At 64.1% G+C, this 14951-nt stretch carries 14 protein-coding genes and 1 pseudogene; 5 read left to right on the forward strand and 10 right to left on the reverse strand.

What is annotated here, in order from left to right; translation table 11 throughout:
- The first annotated feature begins 21 nt into the window (after positions 1-21).
- The 3 genes and pseudogenes from galK to BLR03_RS25285 all read left to right on the forward strand — a co-directional run.
- Positions 22-1194 carry a galactokinase gene (gene galK / locus BLR03_RS11040; protein WP_091252526.1) on the forward strand — a complete coding sequence of 391 codons (1173 nt, stop codon included), beginning with the start codon at positions 22-24 and terminating at the stop codon, positions 1192-1194.
- Positions 1191-2177, forward strand: a complete 987-nt coding sequence (galE, locus tag BLR03_RS11045) for a UDP-glucose 4-epimerase GalE (RefSeq protein WP_091252527.1) — start codon at positions 1191-1193, stop codon at positions 2175-2177. The genes galK and galE overlap by 4 nt, the downstream gene beginning before the upstream one ends.
- 235 nt (positions 2178-2412) lie before the next feature.
- Positions 2413-2910 (forward strand): annotated as a pseudogene (locus BLR03_RS25285) (hypothetical protein); the annotation flags it as partial.
- A gap of 863 nt (positions 2911-3773) precedes the next feature.
- Here BLR03_RS25285 and BLR03_RS11055 read toward each other — a convergent pair.
- Positions 3774-4232, reverse strand: a complete 459-nt coding sequence (locus tag BLR03_RS11055; protein WP_175460499.1) for an NUDIX domain-containing protein — start codon at positions 4230-4232, stop codon at positions 3774-3776.
- 2 nt (positions 4233-4234) lie between these two features.
- Positions 4235-4534 (reverse strand): hypothetical protein, encoded by a 300-nt coding sequence (locus BLR03_RS11060; protein ID WP_139184522.1) that lies wholly within the window; start codon positions 4532-4534, stop codon positions 4235-4237.
- A gap of 302 nt (positions 4535-4836) precedes the next feature.
- Here BLR03_RS11060 and BLR03_RS11065 point away from each other — a divergent pair, with 302 nt between their 5' ends.
- Positions 4837-5085 (forward strand): hypothetical protein, encoded by a 249-nt coding sequence (locus BLR03_RS11065; RefSeq protein WP_254788395.1) that lies wholly within the window; start codon positions 4837-4839, stop codon positions 5083-5085.
- Between the two features lie 361 nt (positions 5086-5446).
- Here BLR03_RS11065 and BLR03_RS11070 read toward each other — a convergent pair whose 3' ends face one another.
- The 8 genes from BLR03_RS11070 to BLR03_RS11105 form a co-directional block, all read right to left on the reverse strand.
- On the reverse strand, positions 5447-6292 hold the full coding sequence (locus BLR03_RS11070) for a fumarylacetoacetate hydrolase family protein (protein ID WP_091252534.1): 846 nt from the start codon (positions 6290-6292) through the stop codon (positions 5447-5449).
- Positions 6293-6395: 103 nt separating this feature from the next.
- Positions 6396-7181 carry a 2-keto-4-pentenoate hydratase gene (locus BLR03_RS11075; protein WP_091252536.1) on the reverse strand — a complete coding sequence of 262 codons (786 nt, stop codon included), beginning with the start codon at positions 7179-7181 and terminating at the stop codon, positions 6396-6398.
- A gap of 128 nt (positions 7182-7309) precedes the next feature.
- Entirely contained in the window at positions 7310-8893 is a 1584-nt protein-coding gene (locus tag BLR03_RS11080) for an aldehyde dehydrogenase (NADP(+)) (protein WP_091252538.1), read from the reverse strand.
- A gap of 95 nt (positions 8894-8988) precedes the next feature.
- On the reverse strand, positions 8989-9405 hold the full coding sequence (locus tag BLR03_RS11085) for an ester cyclase (RefSeq protein WP_091252540.1): 417 nt from the start codon (positions 9403-9405) through the stop codon (positions 8989-8991).
- Positions 9402-9968 (reverse strand): flavin reductase family protein, encoded by a 567-nt coding sequence (locus BLR03_RS11090; RefSeq protein ID WP_091252541.1) that lies wholly within the window; start codon positions 9966-9968, stop codon positions 9402-9404. The genes BLR03_RS11085 and BLR03_RS11090 overlap by 4 nt, the downstream gene beginning before the upstream one ends.
- 29 nt (positions 9969-9997) lie before the next feature.
- On the reverse strand, positions 9998-10504 hold the full coding sequence (locus BLR03_RS11095) for a flavin reductase family protein (RefSeq protein WP_091252542.1): 507 nt from the start codon (positions 10502-10504) through the stop codon (positions 9998-10000).
- Complete coding sequence (locus BLR03_RS11100) at positions 10501-11802, reverse strand: flavin monoamine oxidase family protein (RefSeq protein ID WP_091252545.1); 1302 nt, start codon at positions 11800-11802, stop codon at positions 10501-10503. The genes BLR03_RS11095 and BLR03_RS11100 overlap by 4 nt, the downstream gene beginning before the upstream one ends.
- A gap of 37 nt (positions 11803-11839) precedes the next feature.
- Positions 11840-13240 (reverse strand): LLM class flavin-dependent oxidoreductase, encoded by a 1401-nt coding sequence (locus BLR03_RS11105; RefSeq protein ID WP_091252547.1) that lies wholly within the window; start codon positions 13238-13240, stop codon positions 11840-11842.
- Positions 13241-13537: 297 nt separating this feature from the next.
- On the opposite strand from BLR03_RS11105, the gene BLR03_RS11110 reads away from it, so the two are divergent.
- Positions 13538-14899: an MFS transporter gene (locus tag BLR03_RS11110; protein ID WP_254788397.1), complete on the forward strand. Its 1362-nt coding sequence runs from the start codon at positions 13538-13540 to the stop codon at positions 14897-14899.
- The last annotated feature ends 52 nt before the right edge of the window (positions 14900-14951 follow it).

Here is a 14951-nt window from a genome sequence, read left to right on the forward strand (position 1 = left end):
CTGCCGCAGACAAGGAAGACCATGACCACGACTAAAACCGAGGCAGACCGCCAGGCCATAACGCTGACCGGGGCCTTCACAAACTATTTCGGCCACGAACCTGACGGCCTCTGGCGGGCACCGGGCCGGGTGAATCTCATGGGCGAGCACACCGACTACAACGAGGGCCTCGTCCTGCCGTTCGCCATCGACAGATCCACCACCGTCGCCGTCTCCGCCCGGGACGACCGGACAGTAAGGCTGGTTTCATCCTTCGGAGACGCGGAGGCGGTCGAGTTCAATCTGGACACCTTCGCCCCGGAAGATGCCCACGGCTGGTCCGCCTACCCGGCCGGCGTGGCCTGGGAGCTGGAACAGGCCGGTGTGCCGGTCCCCGGCTTCGAGCTTTATGTCTCCTCCGATGTGCCGGTCGGGGCCGGATTGTCCTCCTCCGCAGCGCTGGAATGTGCCGTCGCCCTGGCCCTGTCCGAGCTGAGCGGCGCAAGACTCGAGCGCACCCAGCTGGCCGACATCGGGCGCCGCGCCGAAAACAACGTGGTCGGTGCCCCCACCGGCATCATGGACCAGTACGCCTCGATGCTCGGAACAAGGAATTCCGCCGTCTATCTCGACTGCCGCGACGGCAAGTCCGTGCCGGTTTCCCTTGGCCTCGAAGAGTCCGGGCTGGTCTGCCTGGTCATCGACACCAAGGTCTCGCACGCCCACGCCAACGGCGGCTACGCAGCACGCCGGGCTTCATGCGCCAGGGGAGCACACCAGATGGGCGTGGGCGCCCTCCGGGATCTGGACAGCACCGACCTACCCCGGGCCGAGCGCACCCTCGACGAGGAAACCTTCCGCCGCGTCCGCCACATCATCACCGAAAACGAGCGCGTCGCCGGGACCGTTGACCTGCTGAGAACTCACGGTCCCCACGCCATCGGGGACCTGCTGGACGCGAGCCACCGTTCGATGCGGGACGACTTCGAGATCTCCTGCCCCGAATTGAACCTCGCAGCCGACACCGCGCGGGCCAACGGCGCTCTCGGCGCCCGGATGACCGGCGGCGGCTTTGGCGGCTCCGCCATTGCGTTGGTGTCCACAGACGATGCCGCACGCGTCAAGGACGCAGTCCTGACCGGATTCGCCGCGCGCGGACTGCAAACCCCGGACATCTTCGCCGTCCTGCCCGCTGACGGGGCGCAGAAACTATGACCTGGCTGATTACCGGAGCGGCCGGCTACATCGGCGCCCACGTCCTCGAAGCGTTCACCCGGGCAGGCATCCGGGCCGTGGCGCTCGACTCACTGGTCAGCGGACACCGTCACTTCGTCCCTGCATCCGTCCCGTTCATCCATGCCAGCATCTTGGACTGCGACAAGGTCACCCGCGCACTGCAGGAACACCGTGTGAGTGGCGTCGTTCACCTGGCCGGCTACAAATACGCCGGGAAATCAGTCACCGAACCCCTGGTGGCCTACGAACACAACGTCACCGGAACGGCGCTGCTGCTCAAAGCCATGGACCAGGCCGGCGTCCGCCGGATCGTGTTTTCCTCATCGGCCGCCGTCTACGGAACGCCGCCCGGGGAAATTGTCACCGAGGACACCCCCACCTTTCCCGAGTCGCCGTACGGCGAAACCAAGTTGATCGGCGAGTGGCTCATCCGGGACCAGGGCCGGGCCAGCGGCCTGACAAGCACGGCCCTGCGCTACTTCAACGTCGTTGGATCCGGCGACACGGGGATCTACGACTCCAGCCCGCACAATCTCTTTCCCCTCGTGCTCGCGGCACTGAAGGCAGGCAAACGGCCGAAGATTTTCGGCACCGACTACGACACGCCGGACGGGACCTGTGTCCGCGACTACATCCACGTCAGCGATCTGGCCAAGGCCCATGTCGCAGCCGCACAGGAGCTCGAGGCCGGCGGCCATCTGGAACCGGTCTATAACCTGGGCTCCGGCGCCGGGATTTCCGTACGGGAAATCATGGACACCATGGCAGCCGTCACCGGCCGGCAGTTCCGACCCGAACTCTGCCCGCGCCGGCCCGGCGATCCGCCCCGGATCGTAGCCATGGGCGACCTCGCCGCCAGAGACCTCGGCTGGAAAATGCGCCACAGCCTCGAAGACATGGTGGCCAGCGCCTTCGCCGCAGCTCCCCAGAACGACCCGGCAAACAGCATGCGGCCATCATGACCGAATACAACGTCAGCGACGGAGGGTACACGGATGTCATCGCGGTCAGGGTGCCGCCGTCCGCGAACTGCGCTACCTCCGGCGCGACCTGATTGTCCCCTTCCCACAAGCAGGTCCCATCCCCGACTACCGCGGCGTCATCGCGGCACCCTGGCCCAACCGGATCCGCGACGGAGTCGACCACCAGCTCCCGATCAACGAGCGGGAACGAAACTGCGCATAGCACGGTTTCGCTTTCAGCCTGGACTGGGCGCTCGAATCCCGCGATGCGTCCTCCGTGATCCTCGTCTGCCGGCTAGGCCCGGCAGCGGGCTACCCGTTCGCGCTCCGGCTCACTGCCAGCTACCGCATCGACTCTCGCGGCCTGCATTGCAACCTTGACGGCCGAAAACATCGGGAAAACACCGCGCCCTACGGCGTCTGCCCGCATCCATATCTGGTGGCGGCCCCGGCACCGCTGGATGAATGGACCCTGCAATTCTCGGCCGATACGTTCCTGAAGGTCACGCCGGATCGGCTGCTGCCGGTTACGTCCCGGCCCGTAGCTGGGCAGGACTACGACTTCGGTGTCCCACGGATCATTGGGGCCACCAAAAATACACCAGACCCAATTCGGCGGCATTTCTTGGCTTCTCGTAGGACGATGTGGTCGTTATTGCTGGCGCAGATCAGGATTCCAATAGTTTCGTTATGGTGCTGGCGCCGGAGTACGTCACCGACGAGCGCGACTTAGAAGTTGACTTGCCGGCATATTCGGGCTGGAATTTGCCGGTCTTGTCACTTCCAGACTCCGTCACTCTGTTGGAGCGTCGCCGATAGTTGTGATTATGACAAGCTGTACCGTGATTATTGCATCTGATGCACGATCGCCGGCCCCGGCCCTCTCCCATCGCTACGGAACCATTTCGACCAAAGAAACCGCATCTGACCGGGGCAAATGCTCCGACGACGGGTGATACGTTGGACGCTGTTATTTAGTGCAAGGAGTGGGTCTTCGGTACGTCCATTCCGCCATCCTAAGGAGGGGACTTCGAACTGCTAGTTGCCCCCGCTCTGGTTCTCGGTGACGCATGTAGGACAGCGGCCTCATCATTCATGAAACCCCTGCAGGCCGAGAGCGGATATTTCGTTAGCGTGATTGAGCCACCCGGTTAGATACTGCCCGGACGCGGCTGACCGTTCGGCCCCAATTGTCCAGATAGTGTCTGGACAATTGGGTTGGACAATTGGAACCTACAACCTCGCTTTGCCATACCGGCCCTGGCCATCTGGGCCCTAATCTGGATTCTGGACTTCGACCGGGGGCTGGAATCACGGGCCCAGGACTCATGTCCGCGGTGGGGTGGTTGGCGCTCGGGAAAGACAGACCTTGAATCCGCTCAAGCAACATCAGAAATAGTCCAAAGCTCTTTGGACGCTTAGGCCGGCGCTTACAGTACGAGCTCGCCGTGGCGGGTGTAAGTTTCCCAATGTGGGCGGATTATTGGCTGTCTTCGGTGCCAGAGCCTGGTTCTGCCCTTCCAGGGCTGCTACGAGGTGCCCCTCGTTTGGGGAGAGCCTGTTGCGCCTGAACGCAGCCGCGGGGACGCCGGGGCGTCAGCTGCCGAGGTGCCCGGTTGCGCCGAGCACGACATCCAGCCAGGAAACCCGGTTGGCGAAGCGGCGCGTCTTCCCGGGGGCAGTCCAGCGGTAGGAGTCATGCTCCCAGTCAATCTCTAGCCGGCGTCGCGCGGTCACGGCAGTGAAGGTGTGGACGACCCAGGACCCTCCGGAGTCATCATTGAGCAGCAGGGCAGGGCCCTGACGAAGATCGAGGAGATCCGAAGACTGCAGCCCCGTCTCCTCGAAGAGCTCCCGGTCTGCCTGCTGGCGCGGCGACACGCCCGCTTCGAGGAATCCAGTGACGCAGTGCCAGCGGCCCCTGTCGTGATTCAGGCGCTGACTGCGCTTGAGCAGTGCAATCCTTCCCCGCCATTCGATAACGACGGCGACGACGGCACGGGCTGGCGGGGCTATGAGCGCCTGATCGCCTGTCACTTCAGCGGTGATGCTCATAGTCATTCCGCATCCGCGCCGCGCTCCGGGAAGTCCGGCTCAACCCGCTCCCCGCGCAGGCCGCTGTCTCCGCTGAGCACGGACGTCAGGAATAGTTCAAGTTCGAGGCTGAGCGCAGAGTCCGCTTCGCCCTCCGGGACCCAGGAGCGGCCCTGCTCAAGATAGATCCCTTCCCAGGGTGAGCAGACAATCTGCCCGGCAGGGCCGAGCACCTGGGGTTCAACATGGTTCCGCGGGCCCGCAATAGTGCCGGACGGCCTGCGCGCCGCGGAGTTCTTTGAAAAACGATGAATGATAGACATTCGACTTCCCTTTCGATCCGGCCCAGGAACGTCTTCGTACCTGAGTTAGCGGCAGATGCTAAAAAATGAACGTCACGTTCATTCTTTGAACGACTGATAAGACTATGGCACATATCACACGCGCAATCAAGATCTGCGGGGCGGAATCTCTGGGGCCACTCCCTCGTTCCCGGCAGTCCTGGGCGCAATGAGGGCTCTTTGCGTGCCGGGTCTTGACCAAATCAGGACGCGAAGTTATAAATTGAACAACGCGTTCAAAATTTTTGAATGGTGGCTTCCACCACTTATACGAGAGCTCGAAGATGACCACACCTCCCATGACCCGGCAAGCGCGGGACGGCTCGCTGCCGGCCAGGCCTGTTCCGGACTGGTCCAAGCTTTCCCGCAACGACCTTGTTCACGTGCGCCACGGAAATGACACTCCTGTCACAGGACGAATCGACGTCATCGCGGCAGACCGGAGCGTCTTCTGGCTGATCCAGTCCGCGGGCCTCGGAAGGGTAATGATCTGCAGCGCGGACCATCCCGAAGTCATCAAGATGGCGGCCTAAGGCAGCCCACTGTCGGCCCGTTCAAGCGTGCTCTCGGGTACGCGGCAATCCCGGGCCAGGCCTCCCAGACGCCACATTGACACCAGACCACCACAGTGGGGCACCAGCTCATGAGGAGACCGCCAACGGACTTCATGGCCGTATTTTGCGGCGGCGCGAGGGCCGTTTGGGCGGGGTGCACGTCGATCTCGCTCGGCTGGATCAGCGATGGCCTGCTGTTCCAGGCATGCAATCTGACCGGAGCGGCAGCACCCGGAACGCTGCGCGACATACCCGGCTGAGCCATCACTGAGCATGCCACAACGATGGGCTCGGGAATGGCAAGCATAGAGGCGCGTACCTATGTACGCGCCTCTATGGGCTACTGCATCCGGTGGCGCATCTCGCCGACGCCGTCGATACGGGTGACGAGTTCGTCGCCGGGTGCGAGAAAGCGCTGGGGAACTCGTCCGACGCCTACCCCTGGTGGCGTGCCGGTAAAGATAATGTCTCCCGGGAGCAGCGTGGTGACTTTGGACAGGCGGGCGATAATCTCGGGAACCGGAAACACCATGTCCGAGGTGTTGCCCTTTTGAACTTCTTCTCCGTTGATGATGCAGCCCAGTTCGAGGCTGTCCGGGTCGTCAAATTCATCGGGGGTGACCAGAAAGGGACCAACGGGCCCGAAACCGGGGAAAGACTTAGCCAGGCTGTACTGCGGGGCGGGACCCTGGGCCTGCATCGTGCGCTCGGAGAGGTCCTGTCCCGCGGATACGCCCGCGACATGGTTCCACGCGTCCTTTGCAGGGATGTCCCTGCCGCCGCGGCCAATAACTGCCACGAGCTCGACTTCCCAGTCCACGGTTCCGGGCGGAAGCTTGATGTTTCCGTAGGGGCCGGCCAGTGAGCTGGAGAACTTTGTGAAGACGGTGAGGTCCTCGGGTACGGCAAGTGAAGCCTCTGCTGCATGGGCGGCGTAGTTGAGTCCGATGGCAAAGACCTGACGCGGTCGCGGTGCAGGGTTGCCGAACTCCCCCAGCGGCACGTGCGCCAGGGGCTTTCCGGGTTTGTTGTGAAGCCTGGCCGCGACTTCCGCAAGCTCGTCCCAGCGTTCGTAGCAGTCCTGGATGGCCGGGCTGAAACGCCCCCGGGTTGCCTGTGAGATGTCAATGAGGTGGCTGTCCGGCGTGACGAGCGTCAGTCGGTTGGCAATGTTGGCCAGGCGCACGCGTGGTCCTTCTGGTCGGGGGCGAGAAAGTGTCGAGCGGTTCGAAGCGTGGGTGGTGTGCCCGGCCTGTAGAGGGCCGCCGGGCACACCGCCTCATTTCCTGTCAGGCGGAGACGTCAAATTCGACAGTGCCCCAGCCTTCGAAGGTGCCGGACCAGCGGCCCGCTTCCTTCATGGGCACCGCTTGCAGGCAGCTTCCCGGCAGGATGACCTGTCCGGCTTCGAACTCGACGCCGTACTCGGCGAGGCGGTTGACAAGCCAGGCGACCGCCGCGAGGGGGTTGCCAAGGATGTTGCCGGTCGTTCCGGTGATGACTTCGCGGTCGTTAAACTTCAGGACGCCGCGGGTGTCGCGAAGGTTCAGCTCAGTGATGAGTCGCGGCGTGCCGCCGAGGATGACCGCGCCTGTCGAGCCGTTGTCCGCGAGCGTGTCCGGAAGTCCGATGGCCCAGTTCCGCACCCGGGAGTCGATGATTTCGATGGCCGGCAACGCGTAGTCGATGGCGTTGATGACGTCGGCGATGGTCGTGTTCTTGCCACCGAGGGGCCTGCGGAGGACGAAAGCCGGTTCGAGTTCCACGAAGGGCTCGATGAACTTGTCCAGCTCCAGGGTGGTTCCTTCAAAGGCGAAGCCGCCGGCCAGGAGGTGCCCGTAGTCCGGCTGGTCCAGGCCGAAGGCGTCCTGCATGACTTTGGCGATGTTCCCCAGTTTGTAGCCTACGAGCCGGTCGCCGTTTGCCACTGCATGGTCGACGTTGATCTTCTGAACTTCGAAGGCAGTGTCAGCGTCCAGGGACGGCCAGGTCTCCGTGGGGGCTGCGATCGGTTCGCCCTTCAGCCGGGCGGTGCGGAGGGTGTCCGCGATATCTTCAAGCGTGTTGGTTGACATGGTGAAATCCTTTGCGTGCTCGGCATCGCGTTTAGGGCAAGCCGTTTCGGGTGGGATTGGATCTCCGGCCCCGGACGATTTGTTGTTGGAGAGGTCTGTCCGGGGCCGGAAGCTTGTGCCGGGCAGGCTTAGCGGTCCTGCTCTGGCTTGCCGTCGACAAGACGGTGGACGTTCCACGGGTTGGCATCCTGCAGCGGCGCCGGCAGGAGTTGCTCGGGGAAGTTCTGGTAGGCCACGGGGCGCAGGAACCGGTCGATCGCCAGCGTTCCCACGGAAGTTGTCTTGGAGTCCGAGGTTGCCGGGTAGGGGCCGCCGTGGACCATGGCGTGGCCGACTTCCACGCCGGTGGGCCAGCCGTTGAGGAGGATCCTGCCGACCCTGCGTTCCAGTGCGGGTATCAGGCCCGAGGCCGCAGAATAGTCCTTGTCAGCGACGTGCAGGGAGGCCGTGAGCTGGCCCTCGAGCTTGCCGGTGGCCTCGATCAGGTCGTCGACTCCTTTGTAACGCACCACCAGGCTCGCGGCACCAAAGATTTCCTCGTGCAGGAGGGGGTCGGTGGTGAAGACGTCCAAGTCTGCGCCGAAGACGGCAGGGGCCGGAGCGTTTTCGGAAGGCCCCGGGGTTCCCTCGCCGATCAGCTCGACTTCGGGAACGGATGCCAGGGTGTTGTAGCCGTGCTGCCATGCGGAGGCGATGCCGCCGGTCAGCATGGTCTGGCCGGAAAGCTTGGTGACGGCTTCCGTGACAGCTGCGGCGAAACGTTCCCCGGCCTCGCCGGCGGGTACGAAGACCAGCCCCGGTGCGGTGCAGAGCTGCCCGGAGCTACCCGTTACGGAGGCGACATACTGCTGTGCGAGTGTTTCGATGTCGCCTTCCAGTGCGCCCGGGAAGACATAGACGGGGTTGATGGAGGACATTTCCGCGTACACCGGGATCGGTTCCGGGCGGGCTGCGGCCGTGCGCATCAGCGCGGTACCGCCGGCGCGGGAACCCGTGAAGCCGACTGCCTTGATGGCGGGGTCCGCAACGAGTGCCTGGCCGATGCTCGAGCCCGCACCATAGACAAGGGAGAAGACTCCGGGGTGCAGGTCAAGGTCGCGGACTGCCTTGACGATTGCCTGGCCCACGAGCTCGGCGGTCCCCGGGTGGGCATTATGCGCCTTGACGATCACCGGGCAACCTGCTGCGAACGCGGAGGCTGTGTCTCCGCCGGCCACGGAGAAGGCCAGCGGGAAGTTGCTGGCGCCGAAGACGGCGACGGGGCCGATCGGAATCTGGCGCTGCCGGATGTCGGCCCTGGGCAAGGGCGTCCGCTCAGGCAGTGCGGGGTCGATCCGGACTCCGCGGAAATCTCCTTGCCGGACGACGTCGGCGAAGAGGCGAAGCTGTCCCGTGGTCCGCGCCCGTTCGCCGCGCAGCCGGTCAAGACCAAGTCCGGTCTCGGTCGAGGCCCGTTCAATCAGTTCATCACCGATGGCGTCGATGTTCTCGGCGATGGCGTCCAGGAACCTGGCATGCCGTTCCGGTTCCAGTGCACTGAATGAGTCGAATGCGTCGGCGGCCGCTTCGGTGGCCTTCCTCAGCTGCTGCTCGCTGACCAGCGTGTAGGCCGGCTCCAGCTGTTCGTTGGTGGCGGGATTGATCCCGTGGACCGTGCCGTTGGTGCCGGGTGTGGTTTCCCCTGCGATGAGGGAATGTCCTTCAAGTGTCATTGGTGCGCCTCCTGGGGCGGTTGAAAGCCTGCTGGGGTCGGCGGCACCTCGACGTGCCGCCGACCGGGGTTGTTGGGCCGGCTCGACTGAAGTGTTCAGGCGTTGCCGGCGCCCAAGTGCCAGATGCCGAGGGCTGAGAGGAGTTCGCGCGGGTCCCAAACAACCCATTCTTCGGCGAGTTTGTCGCCGTCGAACCGAAGGAAGGATGCGCCTGTTACGGTGATGTTGCGTCCCGTGGCGGGCACGTCCATGAACTCGCCCTGGTGCGTGCCCCTGGTCTGCCAATGGATCGCTGCGGTCGAGCCATCTTCAATGATGTGCAGGATTTCCGTGGTCGTGTCCGGGAACGCGACGTGTGTGGCTTCGATGGTTTTCCTCAGGCTGGCGTAGTCTTCGCTGCCGGACTTGGAGCGACGGACGTAGTTCGGTGAAAGCAACTGTTCGAAGGCGGCCAGGTCTCCGTCGCCCCAGGCGCGGTTCCAGGCGTTAAGAATGGTTTCCCGCCGGCTCATGATGCGCTCCTTGCTTCTGCTGGTGCCGATTGTGCTGGTGCCGGGATCTCCATGGGCAGGTACTGTCCGAATTTCCCGCCCCTGAACAGCAGCGCGTCGCCGCTTCCTTCGTCCATGTTGGTCACGGCTCCCACCACCATGTAGTGGTCGCCCACCACAACCTCTGCGGTGACGACGCAGTCGATGTAGGCCGTGGCTCCGTCCAGGTGCGGGGTTCCGAGGGGGCCGGTGGTGCAGGGCAGCCCTTCGAACTTCTGCGGTCCCTTCCGGGACAGGGACCGGCAGATGCCGATCTGGTCGTCGGAGAGGATGTTGGCCGTGAAGTTCTGCAGCTTGCGCAGCTTCGGCCAGGTGGAGGACGACTTGTCGACGCAAAACATGACCAGGGGCGGGTCCAGTGACAGGGACTGGAAGGTGCCGACCACCAAGCCGAGCTTCTCGTCGTCGTCGTTGACGCCGGTAATGGCCGTGACGCCGGTGGGCAGCTTGCCCAGGATCTGGCGGTAGTAAGCGGGCGTGATGTCAGCCACGGGGCTGGCGGCGGTTGCTGGAGTAATGTCCATGTCAGTGTTCCTTGATCAGGTGAATTGGATCAGGCGACTTCGCGGAAGCTTCCGAAGCGGCCGCCGTGGAAGATGAGGGGGGCGCCCTCACCGGGCGTCATGTCCAGCACACTGGCGATGACGACGACGTGGTCGCCGGCGACGAACTGCTGTTCGATCCGGCAATCGAACCAGGCGAGGGACCCGTGGATGTGCGGGGTTCCCCAGCCGGACTCGGACCAGCCAACGGAGCTGAGTTTGTCCTCGCCCTTGGCGGACAGGGCGCGGCAGACCTGCTCCTGGTCCTCGGCGAGCAGGCTGATGCCGAACTGCTCGGCCGCGGCGATCCTGGGCCAGCTCGTGGACGTGTGCATCACGCTGAACGTCACGAGTGCGGGTTCCATGGAGAGGGATGCGAACGTCCCGACGATCATGGCGTTCTGGGCGCCGGTTGCGGGGTCTGTGGAGCAGACGGCGGCGACGCCGGTGGGCAGGTGGCGCATGACGGCGCGGTAGAGCTGCGAGTCGATCGGACGGGCTATGGCTGGAGCGCTCATGACTCCGCCCTCAGTTCAGCGCCGACGTTACGGGCTGCCCGGAGTCCGCTTTCAATCGCCCCGTCGAAGAAACCGGCCCAGATGTTCGCGGTGTCGCTGCTGGCGAAGTGCAGCGCGCCTTCGCTGGCCTGCTGTGCCTGGTGGTATTTGGTGAGCTGGCCGGGGCGCTGGATCTGCCAGGTTTCCTCGGCGTAGGGGTCTTCGCCCCATTTGTGTCCGGTGACCTCGAGGACTTCCAGGTCGTCGCGCCATACCTTGATGGCTTCCTGGACTTGCTCGGGATCGGTGACATCGATGCGGGTCGCGTCGGCGCCGAAGCCGACCAGGACGGCGTCGGTTTCTCCGACGAACTCGGTGCGGATCACGGACAGCGGCTTGTCCTGGGCGGAGTAGGCGAAGAAGGGCTTGATGGGTCCCTTGACGCGGATCCAGGCCTTGACGCCCTGGGATGCGGTCCTTTCCCGGCTGGGGGCGAGCTTGCCCTCGGACAGGGCGGGCTGGACATCGAGCTTGTGCAGCACATTCTGCGGCAGGGTGATGACCACCTTTTTGGCCTGGATCTCCTTGCCGTCGCCGTAGCTGATGGTGGCGCCGTCGCTGTGGTGGCGGACGCTGGTCACCGGCGTGTTGCGGCGGATGTCGGCGTTGGTGTCCTCGGCAATGGCGGTGACCAGGGTGTCGTTGCCGTGCTTCAGGCGGTAGATCGCCGAGGCCTCGTGCATCAGGTGCCAGTGCCCGGAGGATCCGGCGGCCCAGCGCAGGGCGTTGACGTAGGCGCACTGGTCCAGAGGTGCGTTGAAGTGGCCCACCCAGGCGGCCTCGTTCGCGTTGCGCTCGTCCTCGGAGAGGTCCAGCTTGTCCAGCATTTCCTGCAGGTTGTACTGGTCAACCTCGGCAAGGTTCTCCACGGTCAGCGGCGCGTCCGGTCGGGGCAGCCACTTCACGGTGTCTTCGAGCAGACGGGTCATGCCGGGGTCGATCAGCTTCATGAAGTCATCGAGGTTGCCGCGGCGCACCTCGTTGCCGGCCAGCCAGTAGGTTTCTTCCGAGCGGGGGCCGCGGGAGACCTCCAGGCCGTAGCGGGTGACCTCGGCCCAGACATGGGGCTGGGTCCAGTGCAGCCAGTTGCCGCCGAGCTCCAGGTTCTGGCCCAGGCGGCGCTCGGTCCACAGGCGGCCGCCAAGGCGATCGCGGGCTTCCAGGACAACCACGCTGTGGCCGCGGTTGCCGAGCTCGCGGGCGGTGATGAGGCCGGCAAGACCGGCACCGATGACGACTACGTCAGTCTGTTCAGTCATTGGAATATCTCCGTTGATATGTAGTGGGCGGCGGGTCTTAGCGGGGGGCTTCGCTGAGGTGCTTGGTGCGGTGTGCCGTTGCGGGGTGCCCGTCCAGGGTGTACTTGTGGCCGGGGAAGAGCTTTTCGCGCAGGGTGACCGGTTCCTGGTCCTCCGGGCGTTCAGGGGCGACAATTCCCTGGGCGCGGAGCTCCGGCAGGGCAAGTTCAATGAATTCTTCCCAGCTGCCGGGCTTGGTGGTGTAGCTGAGGTTGACGCCGTCGACGTCGGCCTCGTCGCGCCAGCGGCGCAGTTCGGAAGCAACTGTCTCCGGGGAGCCGACAATGGTGGAACCGGTGCCGCCGACGGCGAGGAATTCCGCGATCTGGCGCGGCGTCCAGTCCCGGTCCGGGTCGGCCTTGGAGAACATGTCCACCATGGACTGCCCCGCCTTCGTTCCGACGGACCGCAAGGGAGTATCGAGGTCGTACTCCGACATATCGATGCCGGTCCAGCCGCTGAAACGGGCCAGGATGCCGTCGATCGGCGCGTTGTCCACGGCCTTCCGGTACTTGGCCTGGGCTTCTTCATCGGTCGGTGCGACCACCACGGTGAGCAGGATGACGATCTTGACGTCCCGGGGATCGCGGCCGGCGTCTGCCACTGCCTGGCGGAGCTTGGCCACGGTGCGCTTGGCGCCCTCCACGGAGGTGCTCTGGATGAACACCGCTTCGGCGTGCTTGCCGCCGAACTCCATGCCCCGGGCGGAGGACCCGGCCTGGAACAGCACGGGGGTGCGCTGCGGGGAAGGCTCGCACAGGTGGAACCCGGGCACCGTGAAGTGCTCACCGGCGTGGTTGATCGGGTGCACCTTGGCCGGGTCGATGTATGTTGCCGATTCGGCGTCCCGGACGACGGCGTCCTCCTCGAAGGATTCTTCCCAGAGCTTGTAGACGACTTCCATGTACTCGTCGGCCATGTCATAGCGCTCCAAGGGGGTGAGCTGCTGTTCCTTGCCGAGGTTGCGGGCGGCGGCCTCCGAGTAGGAGGTCACGATGTTCCAGCCCACGCGGCCGGAGGTGAGGTGGTCCAGGGTGCTGAACTTGCGGGCCAGCAGATAGGGCGGCTCATAGGTTGCCGAGCACGTCACGCCGAAGGTGAGGTGCTTGGTCACGGCGGCCATGCCGCTGATCAGTACCGTCGGGTCATTGATGGGGAACTGCGCGGCGTCGCGCAGGGCGGCATCCCCGTTTCCGCGGAAGACATCGTGGTAGCCGACGTTGTCGGCGAAGAAGATGCCGTCGAAGCCGGCCTTTTCAAGCATCCGGGCGACGCCGGTCCAGTACTGGAGATCGGTATAGCGGTGGCCCTGATCGCCGTCGTTGCGCCATGACCCGGACGTCAGGTGGGAGGGGGCGAAGACATCAAAAGCAAACAGGCTCAAAGGTTCATTTTTCATGGCAGCGGTGCTTCCTTGGACTCGTGCCGGCAATGCGACAACTTCACTGGCAACGTTCATAATTTGAACACTGCGTTCAATTTAGATTGTTACGTGGCTCACTGTCAAGGGGTGGGACGCAGATCCGCAAGTTCGTCGAGAACCCTTGACAGCCAATATGGTGCGTGTCATATTTTTGATCACGACGTTCGAAAACTGAACGTATGAGCCTTGAATCTTCAGGCCATATCTTTTTCGCCGACTGCCCAGCCATCGGCCCCCCCTGGTTAGAAAAACACGAGAACAAGGAAGTCCATCGTGAATGCACCTGTCACACCGGCCCCCGGGCCGTCCTTGAAGTCACCGGCCGCCCTGGACCCCCAGAAGAAGCGGTTCCTGTACAAGCTCAGCGCGGTGATCGCCGGCGGCATGTTTATCGACGGCTTCATCCTCGGCGGCATCGGCCTGGTCATGCCGGCCTTGACCGCGGATCTGAACCTTTCCGCCACCTGGCAGGGGCTGATCGGCGCCTCTGCCCTGATCGGCATCTTCTTCGGCGGTCCCATTGGCGGGGCCCTGGCCGACAAGGTCGGGCGCAAGCCGATGTTTATCGTGGACCTGGCCGTCTTCCTGGTTGGCTCTGCGGCCCAGTTCTTCGTGGCCGAGCCCTGGCAGCTGTTTGCGATCCGCCTGCTCATGGGCATGGCGATCGGCGCGGACTATGCGATCGGCTGGCCGCTGCTTGTCGAATTCTCCCCCGCCAGGCTGCGGGGCAAGCTGCTGGCCTTCCAGGAAGTGGCCTGGTACGTCGGCTATTTGCTCTCCTACGCGGTGGGCTACTTCATGTCCACGTCGCTGCACGCTGACTGGCGCATCATCCTGGGCATGAGCACCATCCCCTCGCTCATTGTGTTCCTCCTGCGTCTGGGCTCCCCCGAATCCCCGCGCTGGCTCATCAGCAAGGGCAGGACTAAGGAGGGCCTCGCCATTGCCCACGAATACATGGAGGAGGCCGACGTCCAGGACATGGCGAACGAAAAGCCGGCGCGGGCCAGCTTCAGCAAGCTCTTCTCCCGTCAATACCGCAAATCAACGATCTTCGTCTGCATGTTCTGGGTCTGCAATGTCACCCCGTACTTCGCAATCGCCACCTTCGCACCCATCGTGCTCGAAAGCCTCGGCGTTGAGGACGGATTGGCTGGTGCCCTGCTGCTCAATAGCGTGGTCGTCGCGGGTTCGCTGGCCTCGATGTACCTGATCGAACGGGTCGGACGCCGCAAACTGTCGATCCCGCCGATGTGGATTGCCGCCGTCGCACTGGTCATCATCGGCCTGTTCGCGCATGTCTCGCCCATGATCATCCTGATCTGCTTCATGACCTTCTCCTTCTTCAACGCCGTCTCCACGGCGCTGACGGGCGTGTACCCGGGCGAAGTTTTCCCCACGGAAATCCGAGGTCTCGGCGTCGGTTTCGCCGCCGCGTTCTCCCGGATCGGGGCTGCTGCAGGAACATTCATCCTCCCCATGTCGGTCGACAGCCTGGGCGTTGGCATCACCATGATGATCGCCGCCAGCATCTGCGCCCTGGGCGCCATCATCTCCCAGTACCTGGCACCCGAAACCAAGGGCCTCAGCCTCAGTGACACCTCAGCGCCGCTGGGCAAAGCACTAGTGAAGTAACTGCGTGCGGACACGGGCGCCTGGCCGGTCCAGCCGGTCAGGCGCCATTCCG

The organism is Arthrobacter sp. ok909, assembly GCF_900104405.1.
GTDB classification, from domain to species: domain Bacteria; phylum Actinomycetota; class Actinomycetes; order Actinomycetales; family Micrococcaceae; genus Arthrobacter; species Arthrobacter humicola.

Bases quoted from the DNA above. Each gene is read 5' to 3' on its own strand.
- galK (WP_091252526.1), top strand. From the start codon at position 22: ATGACCACGACTAAAACCGAGGCAGACCGCCAGGCCATAACGCTGACC.
- galE (WP_091252527.1), top strand. From the start codon at position 1,191: ATGACCTGGCTGATTACCGGAGCGGCCGGCTACATCGGCGCCCACGTC.
- BLR03_RS11055 (WP_175460499.1), bottom strand. From the start codon at position 4,232: ATGAGCATCACCGCTGAAGTGACAGGCGATCAGGCGCTCATAGCCCCG.
- BLR03_RS11060 (WP_139184522.1), bottom strand. From the start codon at position 4,534: ATGTCTATCATTCATCGTTTTTCAAAGAACTCCGCGGCGCGCAGGCCG.
- BLR03_RS11065 (WP_254788395.1), top strand. From the start codon at position 4,837: ATGACCACACCTCCCATGACCCGGCAAGCGCGGGACGGCTCGCTGCCG.
- BLR03_RS11075 (WP_091252536.1), bottom strand. From the start codon at position 7,181: ATGTCAACCAACACGCTTGAAGATATCGCGGACACCCTCCGCACCGCC.
- BLR03_RS11080 (WP_091252538.1), bottom strand. From the start codon at position 8,893: ATGACACTTGAAGGACATTCCCTCATCGCAGGGGAAACCACACCCGGC.
- BLR03_RS11085 (WP_091252540.1), bottom strand. From the start codon at position 9,405: ATGAGCCGGCGGGAAACCATTCTTAACGCCTGGAACCGCGCCTGGGGC.
- BLR03_RS11090 (WP_091252541.1), bottom strand. From the start codon at position 9,968: ATGGACATTACTCCAGCAACCGCCGCCAGCCCCGTGGCTGACATCACG.
- BLR03_RS11095 (WP_091252542.1), bottom strand. From the start codon at position 10,504: ATGAGCGCTCCAGCCATAGCCCGTCCGATCGACTCGCAGCTCTACCGC.
- BLR03_RS11100 (WP_091252545.1), bottom strand. From the start codon at position 11,802: ATGACTGAACAGACTGACGTAGTCGTCATCGGTGCCGGTCTTGCCGGC.
- BLR03_RS11105 (WP_091252547.1), bottom strand. From the start codon at position 13,240: ATGAAAAATGAACCTTTGAGCCTGTTTGCTTTTGATGTCTTCGCCCCC.